Origin of the sequence: Viridibacillus soli (genome assembly GCF_016612995.1) — a bacterium.
GTDB classification, from domain to species: Bacteria; Bacillota; Bacilli; order Bacillales_A; family Planococcaceae; genus Viridibacillus; species Viridibacillus soli.
On the sequence record NZ_JAEOAH010000013.1, the window covers coordinates 57,255 to 71,199 of the forward strand.

The window sequence follows — 13,945 nt, forward strand, 5'->3', positions numbered from 1 at the left end:
CCTCGAATTTGGTTATAATACCATCATACATGATTTGTCGATGTCGTAAAATGTCATATTTTGATATGATGTAAAGAATAAGGGAGGCTTTCGCAATGACGAGCAGTTTTAAAGAACAAGAAACAGTTGAATTATTAAGGGAATTAGCGAATATTGCAAGCCCATCTGGTTATACAGCAGACATTATGAAATTTATGTCCGGCTTACTAGAGAAAATGGGCGTATCATATAAAAAAACGAATAAAGGTGCTATAATCGCTACAATATTAGGGAAAGACGATTCTAAGCATCGCCTCTTAACAGCTCATACAGATACTTTAGGAGCCATGGTAAAAGAAGTGAAACCAAATGGTCGATTGAAAATGTCTATGGTTGGCGGATTCAACTGGAATGCTGTTGAAGGAGAATATTGTACAATCCATACAGCTTCAGGGGATAAAATTCGCGGGACAATCTTAATGCATGAAACGACAGTTCACGTTTATCGTGGTGCAGGAGATTTACCGCGTAACGAGGATCATATAGAAGTTCGTCTCGATGAAAAAGTATTTAATGCAGATGACATCCGTTCAATAGGTATTGAGGTTGGGGACTTCGTATCATTTGACCCACGCTTTGAATTGACTGAGAGCGGCTACGTAAAATCGCGTCATTTAGATGATAAAGCAAGTACAGCTTTACTATTAAAATTACTTGAAAATTTAACAAATGAAAAAGTCCAATTACCGTATACAACACATTTCTATATTTCTAACAATGAAGAAATCGGTTACGGTGGTAACTCTAATATTCCACAACAAACAGTGGAATATATTGCTGTTGATATGGGAGCCATTGGTGATGGACAACAGTCTGATGAATATACAGTTTCTATTTGTGCTAAAGATTCAAGTGGACCTTACCATTACGGTTTAACTAGACAACTTGTAGCACTTGCAAAAGACCACAACATAGATTATAAAATAGATATTTATCCATATTACGGTTCTGATGCTTCAGCTGCTATTAGAGCTGGTGCAGACGTGCGTCATGCATTATTTGGACCAGGTATTGAGGCATCACATGCGTATGAACGTACACATGTCGACTCACTTCGCAATACAACAGAACTATTATTAGCATACGTCACATCAACAATGATTGATGAAAAGGAGGCAGAATAATGCAAGCCACCGAATTACTTCAATGTTTGCCAATGAAAAAAGTAATTGGTCAATTACCTGAAAATATTAAAGATATTGCCATTGACTCTCGTGGTGTACAACCAAAAAGCGTTTTCGTTTGTATTGAAGGTTATACAGTAGATGGTCATGACTATGCACAGAAAGCCGTTGACAACGGTGCAACAGTTATTGTTGTTGAACGTGAATTACAACTAGAGGGTAGTGTAGCACAAGTGATTGTTGATAATACGAGTCGTGCACTTGGATTATTAGCAGCGACATTTTTCGATTATCCTTCTAAAGATATAACAATGTTCGGCGTTACTGGCACCAATGGTAAAACGAGTGTAACATCGATTATTCAAGAAATATTCCATGGACTTAGTATTAAAACGGCTTTATCAGGCACAATCGGATTTAACTTAAATGGTGTGATGTATGAATCTGCCAATACAACAAGTGATGCTCTTAGTACACAGCAGATGATTTTCCGTGCAGTAGCTGAAGGTTGCCGTGATATGATTATGGAAGTTTCTTCACACGGTTTAGTGGAAGGGAGATTAGCTGGCGTCGACTTTGATGTGGCAATTTTCACAAACTTGACGCATGATCACTTAGATTTCCACGGAACAATGGAAAGCTACGGCAATGCAAAAGGTATGCTCTTCTCGCAACTTGGACAAGATCTTGAGAAAGACAAGCATGCTGTACTAAATGCAGACGATCCTTGGTCTGAGCGGTTTAAAGAACTAACACCATACCCAGTATGGACTTATGGTTTAAAAAATGACGCCATTTTTAAAGGCGTTAACTGTCAATACCATAATCATATGACTTATTTCGATATGGAAACGCCAGAAGGAACTTACCCTGTAGAAATGCATCTACTGGGTGAATTCAATATTTATAACGTGCTAGCAGCTACTGCCGCTTTATATGCTAAAGGCCACGCTATCGAAGATATTATTGAACAAGTTGAGGCAATTCAATCTGTAAAAGGTCGTATGGAAGGTATTCCAACAGGTGATCTGCCAATCTCTATTTTCGTTGATTATGCACATACACCAGATGCTATTGAAAAAGCGATTAATGCAGCTATGCCTTATAAAAAAAATAAAATGATCTTTGTCATTGGTACAGGTGGTAATCGTGATAAATCAAAGCGACCTGATATGGCAAAAAAAGCGTCAATGGCGGATTATGTAATCTTAACGACAGATGATCCACGCTATGAAGAGTATGCTAGCATATTAACAGACCTTGAAAAGGGGATGACACATGATCAATATGCATGCATAGGTGATCGTGCTGAAGCAGTGAGAAAAGCTGTTGAAGTGGCCGAGCCTGGCGATTTGATCATTTTCGCAGGTAAGGGTCATGAGGATTATCAAATTGTTGAGAATACAAAATATCCTCATAGCGACGCAGAAATTGCTTTAGAAGCTGCTCGCGGAAAATTCCAACCACAAGCTTAAAATTCATGTTCATACTATAAGAAAGATGGAAGCCCCTTCGATTTTAGTAGAATTGAGGGGTTTTTTTCTGAAGGTTGTTGTATTTTTTTGACGAATGAAGGAAAAATGGTTGTATTTGAAACACTTTCTCTTTTATGATAAGTAAGTATATAAAAAGGAGACGATAAAATGAGTTCAAATCTTGAACAAGATATATTATCTCGTCGTACGTTCGCCATCATCTCTCATCCGGATGCTGGTAAAACAACGATGACAGAAAAGCTTTTGTACTTCGGTGGCGCAATTCGCGATGCAGGTACAGTTAAAGCTAAAAAAACAGGTAAATTTGCTACATCTGACTGGATGGAAATCGAAAAACAACGTGGGATTTCTGTTACATCTTCAGTGATGCAATTTGACTATGATGGTCGCCGTGTTAACATTTTGGACACACCAGGGCACCAAGACTTCTCAGAAGATACGTACCGTACGTTAATGGCAGTAGATAGTGCTGTGATGATTGTAGATGCAGCAAAAGGTATTGAAACACAAACCTTGAAACTATTTAAAGTTTGTCGCATGCGCGGTATTCCAATTTTCACATTCATTAACAAATTAGATCGTCAAGGTAAAGAGCCACTTGAATTAATGGAAGAACTTGAAGAAGTTCTTGGCATTCAATCTTATGCGATGAACTGGCCAATCGGTATGGGGAAAGAATTCTTAGGGATTTATGACCGATACAATAAAAGAATCGAGCAGTTCCGTACAGAGGAAGAAGACCGTTTCTTACCAATAGATGAAAACGGCGAATTAGCTGTTGATCACGAGATGAAGAAAACTTCTTATTATACGCAAGCAATGGAAGACATTAAGCTTTTAAATGAAGCAGGTAATGAATTTTCAGAAGAACGCGTTACAAGAGGTGAGTTAACACCCGTATTCTTCGGATCCGCATTAACAAACTTTGGTGTTCAAACATTCCTTGAAACATATTTAAATTTTGCACCAACACCACAACCTCGTTTAACAGAAGATGAGCAAATTATTGAACCGTTAAACAAAGAATTTTCAGGTTTTGTATTTAAAATTCAGGCGAATATGAATCCAGCTCACCGTGACCGTATTGCGTTCGTGCGTATTGTATCAGGTGAATTTGAACGTGGCATGAGCATGACTTTATCACGTACTAATAAATCTTTTAAAGTAACACAATCAACTCAATTCTTAGCAGATGACCGCGAAACAGTTGATAAAGCTGTAGCAGGCGATATCATTGGTCTATATGATACAGGTAACTATCAAATAGGTGACACAGTCGTGGGTGGTAAGAAAACATTCCAATTCGAAAGATTACCACAGTTTACACCGGAATTGTTCATGAAAGTAACAGCGAAAAACGTTATGAAATCAAAACATTTCCACAAAGGTATTTTGCAACTTGTACAAGAGGGTGCTATCCAATATTACAAAACTTTGCATACAGAAGAAGTTATGCTGGGGGCAGTTGGTCAACTACAGTTTGAAGTATTCGAGCACCGTATGAAAGCGGAATACAATGTAGATGTCCGCATGGAGCCAATGGGCAATAAAATGGCTCGTTGGATCCAAAATGAAGAAGACGTAAAAGAATCAATGACAGGCCCTCGTAGCATGCTAGTGCGTGATCGCTATGATAATCTTGTTTTCTTATTTGAAAACGAATTCGCGATGCGCTGGTTCCAAGACAAAAATGAAAATATCGAGCTTTATAGCTTATTATAAGATCCTTTTTTAGCCGTCCTATTTAGTTGGGACGGTTTTTTAATATATTGTCGAGGGAAAGAGGTTGTTGTTTTTTAGGTGAATCTCTAGCAGAATAGTAGAATCTATTTCTATATGGAAATTTTCTTGGCAAAATAAAGTGAATTCTAGGGAAATCTATTTCATTTCTAATTTCAAAAGTGTCGCCATAAGACATAGCTCTTCTTATGTCAATATTATATTTATCAGGGCATCTTTTTAGATTTTTGAATAATATTTGTAGTTATAGAAAGAATTCAATATGATAAAAGGAATGAGTAAATAAGGGGCGAGCGTGATGAAGATAAGTGATTTTTCTATCAAGAGGCCAGTTTTTACACTAGTAACGATGCTGCTCGTTGTTATTTTAGGTGTAGTGTCATTTTTCAAAATTCCGGTGACGCTAATTCCGGAGCTAAATCCACCAATTGGCGTAGTTGTCACAAATTATTCTGGTGCTAGTCCAACTGAAGTGAATGAAAAAGTGACGAAGCCTTTGGAGCGTACGTTGTCAACTTTACCTGGTATTAAATCGATACAGTCGACTTCTCAAGAGGGCGCAAATTTTATGATGCTGGAGTTCAATTGGTCAACGGATATAAATAAAATTCAAACAGATGTGTTGCAGCGTATTGATCAAACACCCATTCCAGCTGATGCTGATCGACCTCAATTCCTAAAATTTGATCCAGCGCAGTTTCCTATTATTCAGCTGGCATTACAAGCATCGGGGGCTGAGCAAGATGTTCGAGTTTTAGCACGTCAGCTAGAGCGGGATTTACTGCGTACTGAAGGCGTTGCGAGTGTCAACGTGTCAGGTACTCTCGTTGAGGAAATGCGCATTACATTGGATAAGAACAAACTAGTTGAAAACGGTTTAACGCAATCGGATATTGTACAGACGATTCAAGGAAATAATGTATCGCTACCAGGAGATCCGATTGAAACGGAACTAGGGCAACAATTGACTGTTCGAGTTTTAAGTACAATCACAACGGCAGAAGATATTCGGCAGCTAATTGTAAAGACGAGTCCATTAAACGGAAACCAGATTAAGATAGGGGACGTAGCAAAGGTAAAAGTCGCTGAGCAACCTTCTACCACAATTACTAGAGCTAATGAACAGCCGTCTGTATTAATGTCCGTATTACAAGAGTCCGGTGCTAATACAGCTAATGTTTCGAAGAATTTCAAAGCTTCTCTCAAAAATTTATTAGCGAAAGAGCAGTATGAAGGTGTAAAGGCGGATATTTTATTTGACCAAGGAGATTATGTGAAGTTAGCGATTGATAATATTGGTTCTTCGCTGATTTACGGTGGAATTTTCGCCATGTTAGTACTATTTGTCTTTTTAAGAGGAATTCGTAGTCCAATTATTATTGCCGTGGCAATTCCGTATTCCGTCATCGTGACATTTGTGCTCATGTATTTTGCGGATTTTTCGCTGAATGTATTAACGCTTGGTGCATTAGCATTAGGAATTGGGATGCTCGTAGATAATGCCATTGTCGTAATCGAAAATATTGAGCGCCATTTAGGCATGGGGAAAATACCAAAGCAGGCAGCATCTGAAGGGACAAAGGAAGTAGCGCTAGCAATTACTGCATCTACTCTAACGACGGTTGCAGTGTTTGTACCGGTTATATTCATTACAGGGTTAATTGGTCAAATTTTTACCGAATTTGCATTGACGATTTCATTTAGCTTATTTGCATCGTTAGTTGTTGCATTAACAGTTGTACCGATGATGGCGGGACATATGTTAAAAGTAAAACCTGCTGATATGGAAGAAAAGCGCAGTAATTCAAAGGGGTATACTACGTTCAAAAATTCAGTTGAATGGGTGTTAAAACATCGTTTCTTAGTGCTTGCTGTAACGGTTTTATTACTCGTCCTTTCAATCTTCGGGATTTTACGTACAGGAACTGAATTTTTGCCCGCGACGGATGAAGGCTTCTTTTCAATTTCTGTAAAGCTTGAAAATGGCTCAGCTTTATCGAAAACAGAAGAAGTTGTCCAGCAAATTGAGGCCAGATTGCAAGAAGAACAGGATGTTGAAGTTTACGTTAGCTTAATCGGTGGTAATCAGCAAACACAATCACGAGGTAATTCTAAGGCAAATGAAGCCGAGCTTTCTGTGAAACTTGTACCACTAAGTAAGCGGGAACGCTCCGTTTTTGAATTTGTAGACAATATACAAGATGACGTGCAAAAGGAAGTGGGAGATAAAGCAGAGGTTAGTTTTAATATGCAAACGGCTTCTGGTTCTTCACCTAACACTTTGACGTTTAGAGTATCCGATACTGATGATAGGCGCTTAAAACAGGCAGTGACAGATATTCAAAAGAAGATCGAAGGGATCTCGGATATTACAGAAGTTGAAAATGATCTCATTAATACAATAGAAGAAGTGCAAGTGAATGTGAAGAAGAAAAAGGCCGCACAACTAGGTTTTGTACCTACGCAAATTGCGCAAACAGTACAGCAAATGACAAAAGGTGTTACAGCAACTCAAATTTTAACCAATCAAAATGAGGTGCAATCGGTCGTTGTGAATTACGGAGATGCTTATAAAAACAGTATTAAACAATTGAACAAGCTCCAATTACGCAGTGCAACAGGAGAATTTGTTGAATTGCAGGAAGTGGCCGATGTGAGAGTGATGAAAGGCCCTGTTTCAATAAGACGTACTGACCAAGTTCCATCCGTTGCATTTATGTTGAACTATAAATCATCACAATCATTAAGTGGTGCTGCAAAGCAAATTGATGAGGTAATTGATCAGTTAAAGCTACCAGATAGTACAATGATTAAATTTAGTGGAGATCGTGAGTTATTTGATGATTCGATTAATGATATGTTGTTAGCTCTTGTGTTAGCAGTTGTACTTGTTTATATCGTTATGGCGGCTCAGTTTGAATCTTTCAAATATCCATTTGTTATTATGTTCACTGTACCATTAATGACAATTGGAGTAGCACTTGGCTTATTGTTAACAAGTACGCCAATTGGTGTGACTGCCATTATTGGAATTCTCGTGTTAGTCGGTATTGTCGTAAATAATGGGATAGTCCTTGTGGATTATATTAATCAGCGAAAAGCGGATGGGTTACCATCTTATGAAGCAATTGTCTTTGCTACTAGAGATCGTTTAAGACCGATATTAATGACGGCTTCAACGACGGTGCTAGGGTTAATACCTTTGGCAATTGGTTTAGGTGAAGGAACAGAAATTAATCAACCGATGGGGATTGCTGTAATTGGTGGCTTAGTAAGTTCGACCTTATTAACTCTTTATATTGTACCGATTGTGTATAGTTTGTTTGATCGTGAAACACGATTTTTGCATAAAAAGAGAAAAGCTTAATCACTGAAGGGGTGTATGGGATGACAACAGGATTTTTCACTGGATTTCCCGGCTTTATTGCTAGTCAAATTATTCGTACGGCATTTAATCAAGGCAAGTACGATAAAGTGTATGCTGTTGTATTAATAACGGAAAAGGAACGTGCAGAAGCTGAGGCAGAGCGAATATTAAGAGATTTTCCGGACAAAGAAATAGGTATCATAGTAGGGGATATTACATTAACAAACCTAGCTATTAACGATGATCGGCTAGAGCGATTATTGAATGATGTTGATGTCGTTTGGCATTTGGCTGCTATTTATGATTTAGCAGTGCCAAAAGATGTTGCTTGGAGAGTAAATGTTCAAGGTACGAAAATGGTTAATGCGGTCGTTAGTAAGATGAAAAATTTAAAACGTTACATGTATTTTAGTACAGCATATGTCGCAGGTACACGTGAAGGTATTTTACTCGAAACAGAACTAATTCGCCCAAAAACTTTTAAAAATTTCTATGAAGAAACAAAATACGAAGCAGAAATTTTAGTCGACCAATTAAAATCCACAATACCTATTACAATTATTCGTCCAGGTATTGTGAGAGGAAATTCGCAAACGGGTGAGACAGTGAAATTTGATGGACCCTATTTCTTTTTGAATATGATCGATCGGTTGAAGCGTTTTCCATTCATTCCGTATATTGGTCAATCTAAAGCCAGATTGAATGTTGTACCAATCGATTATATAACGGATGGTGTTGTTTATCTGAGCGTACTGGAGGCGGCTATCGGACAAACTGTACATTTAACAGATCCGAATCCACACCCTGTTCAAGAAGTTTACCGTGCGATGGTGCATGAGGTGACCGGGCATAAGCCGAGAGGGCGTATACCGATAAGTCTCGCTAGAAAATCAATGAGTATATTACCAGTGCGTAAGGCGCTCGGTGTGGAGTATGAAACGCTCGACTATTTAACTTGGAGTGCTGTATTTGATACGACGGTTGCAAAGCAGCTTTTAGCTGGGTCATCTATTGAATGTGCGGATTTTATCCAATCAATGCCTGCCATGATTGAATTTTACGATGAACATAAAAGCAACAAAACCTTCCATATTCAGATTAAATGAGGAAAATAAACCGATAGTTTTTTTCGAAAAGAATAGGTAATTATCGAGTGAAAAAGTTTACTTTTTCTAAAACCTTAGCTATACTAATACTACAAACAAATTTAATAACTTTTGACATTTTGTCAAAGGGGAGTAGCTATAGGGAAACCTACCTCATAGTCGTCATTACGTGGCCTAACCGCCATCGGTTATGAGAGCAAATGAATTTTAAAGTTGCTAAGCGAGACCTTTGCCTTTTATTAGGCATGGGTCTTTTATTTTGTTTAAAAAAGGAGGAAATTGGATGGATGCAATATTATTGGAATATGCTTGGGTACTATTAGTGCTAATTATATTAGAGGGATTATTAGCTGCAGATAATGCAGTTGTTATGGCTGTTATGGTAAAACATTTACCACCAGTGCAACAGAAAAGAGCATTGTTCTACGGCTTACTAGGTGCGTTTGTATTGCGTTTTGCAGCGTTATTTATGATTACTTTTTTAGTGAACTTCTGGCAAATTCAAGCACTAGGAGCTGCATACTTACTGTTCATCTCTTTTAAACATTTATATGACCATTGGAAGAAGAAGAATCAGGAAGAAGATATTAAAGAGAAAAATGGGTCTGGCTTCTGGATGACGGTATTCAAAGTAGAGTTAGCTGACTTAGCTTTCGCGATCGATTCTATGCTTGCTGCAGTAGCCTTAGCTGTTACATTACCTGAATTGGGTAACTTCCATGTTGGTGGCATTAATGGTGGTCAATTTACGGTTATGTTATTAGGTGGTGTTATTGGCTTGGTCATTATGCGTTTCGCAGCACAAAGGTTTGTGAAATTACTACAATCTTACCCATCTTTAGAAACGGCAGCGTTTTTAATCGTTGGTTGGGTAGGGGTAAAATTATTAGTATTAACATTAGCACATCCGAAAGTAGCTATTTTGACTGAACACTTCCCACATTCAACTCCGTGGAAAGCAACATTCTGGATTATACTTGTCGCATTAGCTGCTGGTGGCTATCTTATGGGCGTTCGTAATAAGAAAAAAGCGGATGCAGCAAAATAAATACGTTCAACCCTATTCTTCATTTGCGTGATTGAGTAGGGTTTTTATGTTATAAAGAGGTGAATTTAGGATAAATATAAATATCACAAATGGAATCTCTTTGGGTACTTTCCTTTTTACTTACTTTTTCATACAATAGGGAGTATCTTGGTCTCAAGAGTGAAAGGATTCGATTTATATGGGTTTTACTAAAGATATCAATCGTCGTGCAACACCGTTCCAAGCGATTGTTTCATATTATTTTATTGCGATTGCAATTTCTTTCGTGCTTTTAAGGTTACCAGGTGTACATAAACCTGGTGTACATTTATCCTTACTCGATAGTTTATTTACCGCAGTCAGTGCAGTAAGTGTAACCGGATTAACGGTTATGAATATATCCGAAACATATTCAGTTTTTGGCATTGTTATGTTACTACTCATTTTACAATTAGGTGCAATTGGGATTATGTCCTTAGGTACTTTTGTTTGGCTACTTGTCGGGAAAAAAATTGGTATGCGTGAACGGCAGTTAATTATGGTTGATCATAATCAATATAAAATATCAGGCGTTGTGCATTTAATTAAAGAAATCGTGAAAATACTAATAACGATTGAGCTTGTGGGAGCAGCAGTATTAACGCTTTATTTCATACAATATTTCGATAATTTCCAAGAGGCATTATTACACGGGATTTTCGGTTCTATTTCAGCGACAACAAATGGAGGCTTCGATATAACAGGCTTATCTTTATTGCCTTTCCACCGTGATTATTTTGTACAAGTTATCAATATGCTACTTATCACTTTAGGAGCGATTGGTTTCCCTGTATTAATTGAACTTAAAACCTTTTTGTCAAATAAAAATAGAAATTTTCGTTTCTCATTATTTACGAAAATTACGACGGCAACGTATGGAGCATTATTTCTTTTCGGTACATTCGTTATATTAATTATTGAGTCATTCCAAGCATTTAGAGGGATGAGTTGGCATGAGGCATTTTTCTCAGCAATGTTCCATTCTGTATCGGCCCGTTCTGCTGGATTAACGACCTTAGACGTCACGAAATTGAGTGAAGCGACAGATATCTTTATGAGTTTCCTTATGTTCATCGGAGCATCACCAAGTTCAGTAGGGGGAGGAATTCGGACAACTACTTTTGCGATTGCCATATTATTTTTAATTAATTTTGCAAGAGGAAAGGAAGAAATCCAAGTTTTTAATCGAGAAATTCATATTATTGATGTGTACCGTTCATATGTAGTCATTATTTTAGCTGTAGCGATGGTACTTGTGGCAACGATGATTTTATTAATTACAGAACCAAATGCAACGTTAATACAAATTATTTTCGAAATTACATCTGCATTCGGAACCTGTGGGATGTCACTTGGCTTGACTGAACATTTATCTCCAATAGGTAAAGTTATTATGATGCTACTCATGTTCATTGGTCGTGTTGGCCTTATTTCCTTCTTGTATTCAATAGGAGGAAAAGGGAAGAAAACGAAATATCATTATCCGAAAGAACGTGTCATTATTGGATAATTTACAAGAAGTCGACCTATTCTCAAATTAGTTTGAGAATAGGACGGCTTTTTATTTTATATACACTCGACATTGGAAATAAAAGGGTACAGTGAAAATACATTATGGAGGTGCAAGTAATAAGTAAAAATTGATTTTGGTAGGCGCTGAGCCTATGGAAGTAGTAGGAAATGAGATTGGTGTTTTAGTTGTTCATGGGTTTATAGGTTCTCCACAAAGTATGAGACATTTAGCAGAAGCATATAAGGAACAGGGCTATACGGTGAAAATGCCTTTGCTAAAAGGCATGGGACTACTGCGGAAGATATGAGTGAAACAAAAGAAGACTGGATACAATCCACAGTTAATGCGTATGAATGGTTGAAAAATAGAACGTCTAGACAATTTGTCGTTGGCCTTTCAATGGGTGGGACACTTGCCGCTCATGTTAGCTGAACGGTATGAACAGATTAACGGTATTGTCGTTGTTTTAAGTTGGCTGAGGAAATGATTGAAGGTAGAGAATCATGTCGTGCCAAGGGAAAGTTCTAAGTAATTTTCAAGCAAGTATCTTCAAAAGAGAAATATTTCTTCACATTAACAGATAGTTATCATTTTGCCACTTTGGACAATGAGCAAGATTTGAATATTCAAGAAAGCATTCGTTTCTTTGACAAATTTAAAATATAAAAAAGAAGAGCAGACTTCCGTTTGAAATGGAGTCTGCCCTGTGTATTTATTAAGAAATAAGACTGCTTGATATCGTTGTGAAATATGGTTTTTCATCTTTTCTGAAGTACGTTAACAAATAACCATTTTGAGCGGTAAGCTCACCATTTTCTAATGCTTCATAATCAAGTGAGAAAGGAACGAGTAATGTATGTTTATATAATTCCTTTTCATTTAGTTGGAAAGAAGCAAATTCCTCTCCAGCAATTGCCGGATTTTCTCGCAACTGTTGGAGAAGTTTTTTTGATACATCACTAGCAACACGTTTGTCCCACCAAATTTTACGTGGCTGGAACTGTTGTACAGCTAAATAATCAAGTTGCATTAAGCTTGTTACAAATTCTAAATTCACGCTACCGCGGTCATGTAAGAATAGGAGCAACCGGTTAAATAAATCTTCGAGTTGATGCCCAATTCTAGACCATGCACGTTCTTCCCAATACGTACCGAATTCTTGGAAGAAATCGAACGGAGATTCGAATACTTCAGTTACTAAATATTCGACAGTGCGATCCATGCGATGATCATTCCAATACTTTTCCAACACATCTTCAGCTTGCTTTATACGTAAAATATCATCAAATGTTAATAAGTTATTGGCGAAAATTTCATAAGGCGCCATATCGACGTATTCATAGCCAAATTGCTGCGCTTGCAGGCGTAAGCCAGTGCCACGTAGTAGTTTTAAGAAACCTAGTTGCAATTCTTCAGGGCGCATGGCAAAAACGTCATTAAAGGTTTGGCGGAAACTCGCGTAATCCTCTTCAGGTAGTCCAGCAATTAAATCTAAATGCTGATCAATCTTACCGCCTTCTTTGACCATTGTAACAGTACGTGAAAGTTTCTCGAAATTTTGTCTGCGTTTGACGAGCTCATTGGTCAAATCATTTGTCGATTGTACACCAATTTCAAAACGGAACAAACCTTTTGGGGCATTATCATTCAAAAATTGGATGACCTCAGGACGCATAATATCAGCTGTAATTTCGAATTGGAATACGACGCCAGGTTCATGTTCATCAATTAAAAATTGGAACATTTCCATCGCATAGCTACGGCTAATATTAAAAGTACGGTCAACAAATTTAATCGTTTTAGCACCTTTAGACATTAAGTAACGAATTTCATCTTTTATCTTCTCACGGCTAAAGTAACGTACGCCTACTTCGATTGAGGAAAGACAGAATTGGCAGCTAAATGGGCAGCCACGGCTTGTTTCAATATAAGAAATACGCTTTGGAATATCAGGAATGTCCTCTTCAAAACGATAAGGGCTTGGCATTTCACGTAAGTCAACTTTTTTTGGCTGAGGGTGGATTACGACTTTGTTGTCTTTTAAATAACAGATGCCTGGAACATCTTCAAGTGGAATATCACCTTTCAAGTAAAATAGAAGCTGTTTGAAAGAATATTCACCTTCCCCCATAATGATATAATCGACTTCTTTAATACGACGAAGCCAATCATGTACATCATAAGAAACTTCTGGACCGCCTAGAATGATTGTTGTATTCGGACTAACCTTTTTTAACATACGGATTACTCGAATCGTTTCTTCTATATTCCAAATGTAGCAACTGAAGCCAACAACATCAGGGTGCTTTTGATAAATTTCTGAAACAATATTAAAAGAAGGATCTTTAATAGTATATTCAGCAATAATTGGTTCAAACTCGGGTTTAGCAAATGATTTTAAATAACGCAAGGCAATATTTGTATGGATATATTTAGCGTTTAATGTTGATAGTACTATGTTCATATTAGTGAACTCCTTTGTAAACAGCGAATT

10 protein-coding genes are annotated in these 13,945 nt (G+C 37.5%); 9 read left to right on the plus strand and 1 reads right to left on the minus strand.

Going from position 1 to position 13,945, the window contains the following annotated elements; all coding sequences use genetic code 11:
• Positions 1-95: 95 nt before the first annotated feature.
• From JFL43_RS10905 to JFL43_RS23055, 9 genes are all read left to right on the plus strand, one after another.
• Positions 96-1,163, plus strand: coding sequence for a M42 family metallopeptidase (locus JFL43_RS10905; RefSeq protein WP_200749088.1), 1,068 nt, complete (start codon positions 96-98; stop codon positions 1,161-1,163).
• Positions 1,163-2,638 carry a UDP-N-acetylmuramoyl-L-alanyl-D-glutamate--2,6-diaminopimelate ligase gene (locus JFL43_RS10910; RefSeq protein WP_200749089.1) on the plus strand — a complete coding sequence of 492 codons (1,476 nt, stop codon included), beginning with the start codon at positions 1,163-1,165 and terminating at the stop codon, positions 2,636-2,638. The genes JFL43_RS10905 and JFL43_RS10910 overlap by 1 nt, the downstream gene beginning before the upstream one ends.
• A gap of 168 nt (positions 2,639-2,806) precedes the next feature.
• The gene (locus JFL43_RS10915; RefSeq protein ID WP_200749090.1) at positions 2,807-4,381 is read left to right on the plus strand and encodes a peptide chain release factor 3; all 1,575 of its coding nucleotides are present in this window, start codon (positions 2,807-2,809) and stop codon (positions 4,379-4,381) included.
• Positions 4,382-4,697: 316 nt separating this feature from the next.
• On the plus strand, positions 4,698-7,766 hold the full coding sequence (locus JFL43_RS10920) for an efflux RND transporter permease subunit (protein ID WP_200749091.1): 3,069 nt from the start codon (positions 4,698-4,700) through the stop codon (positions 7,764-7,766).
• 20 nt (positions 7,767-7,786) lie between these two features.
• On the plus strand, positions 7,787-8,872 hold the full coding sequence (locus tag JFL43_RS10925; RefSeq protein WP_200749092.1) for an SDR family oxidoreductase: 1,086 nt from the start codon (positions 7,787-7,789) through the stop codon (positions 8,870-8,872).
• Positions 8,873-9,155: 283 nt separating this feature from the next.
• A complete protein-coding gene (locus tag JFL43_RS10930; protein ID WP_200749093.1) occupies positions 9,156-9,920 on the plus strand; it encodes a TerC family protein in 765 nt (254 codons plus the stop codon).
• A gap of 178 nt (positions 9,921-10,098) precedes the next feature.
• Entirely contained in the window at positions 10,099-11,448 is a 1,350-nt protein-coding gene (locus JFL43_RS10935; RefSeq protein ID WP_100796277.1) for a TrkH family potassium uptake protein, read from the plus strand.
• A 154-nt stretch (positions 11,449-11,602) separates the two neighbouring features.
• The gene (locus JFL43_RS22565; protein ID WP_234447731.1) at positions 11,603-11,758 is read left to right on the plus strand and encodes a hypothetical protein; all 156 of its coding nucleotides are present in this window, start codon (positions 11,603-11,605) and stop codon (positions 11,756-11,758) included.
• The gene (locus JFL43_RS23055; RefSeq protein WP_267907788.1) at positions 11,755-11,883 is read left to right on the plus strand and encodes a hypothetical protein; all 129 of its coding nucleotides are present in this window, start codon (positions 11,755-11,757) and stop codon (positions 11,881-11,883) included. The genes JFL43_RS22565 and JFL43_RS23055 overlap by 4 nt, the downstream gene beginning before the upstream one ends.
• Positions 11,884-12,166: 283 nt before the next feature.
• Here the strand turns inward: JFL43_RS23055 and JFL43_RS10945 are convergent, their stop codons facing one another.
• The gene (locus JFL43_RS10945) at positions 12,167-13,915 is read right to left on the minus strand and encodes a B12-binding domain-containing radical SAM protein (RefSeq protein WP_200749094.1); all 1,749 of its coding nucleotides are present in this window, start codon (positions 13,913-13,915) and stop codon (positions 12,167-12,169) included.
• Positions 13,916-13,945 lie beyond the last annotated feature (30 nt).

Bases quoted from the DNA above. Each gene is read 5' to 3' on its own strand.
- JFL43_RS10905 (WP_200749088.1), top strand. From the start codon at position 96: ATGACGAGCAGTTTTAAAGAACAAGAAACAGTTGAATTATTAAGGGAA.
- JFL43_RS10910 (WP_200749089.1), top strand. From the start codon at position 1,163: ATGCAAGCCACCGAATTACTTCAATGTTTGCCAATGAAAAAAGTAATT.
- JFL43_RS10915 (WP_200749090.1), top strand. From the start codon at position 2,807: ATGAGTTCAAATCTTGAACAAGATATATTATCTCGTCGTACGTTCGCC.
- JFL43_RS10920 (WP_200749091.1), top strand. From the start codon at position 4,698: ATGAAGATAAGTGATTTTTCTATCAAGAGGCCAGTTTTTACACTAGTA.
- JFL43_RS10925 (WP_200749092.1), top strand. From the start codon at position 7,787: ATGACAACAGGATTTTTCACTGGATTTCCCGGCTTTATTGCTAGTCAA.
- JFL43_RS10930 (WP_200749093.1), top strand. From the start codon at position 9,156: ATGGATGCAATATTATTGGAATATGCTTGGGTACTATTAGTGCTAATT.
- JFL43_RS10935 (WP_100796277.1), top strand. From the start codon at position 10,099: ATGGGTTTTACTAAAGATATCAATCGTCGTGCAACACCGTTCCAAGCG.
- JFL43_RS22565 (WP_234447731.1), top strand. From the start codon at position 11,603: ATGGAAGTAGTAGGAAATGAGATTGGTGTTTTAGTTGTTCATGGGTTT.
- JFL43_RS23055 (WP_267907788.1), top strand. From the start codon at position 11,755: ATGAGTGAAACAAAAGAAGACTGGATACAATCCACAGTTAATGCGTAT.
- JFL43_RS10945 (WP_200749094.1), bottom strand. From the start codon at position 13,915: ATGAACATAGTACTATCAACATTAAACGCTAAATATATCCATACAAAT.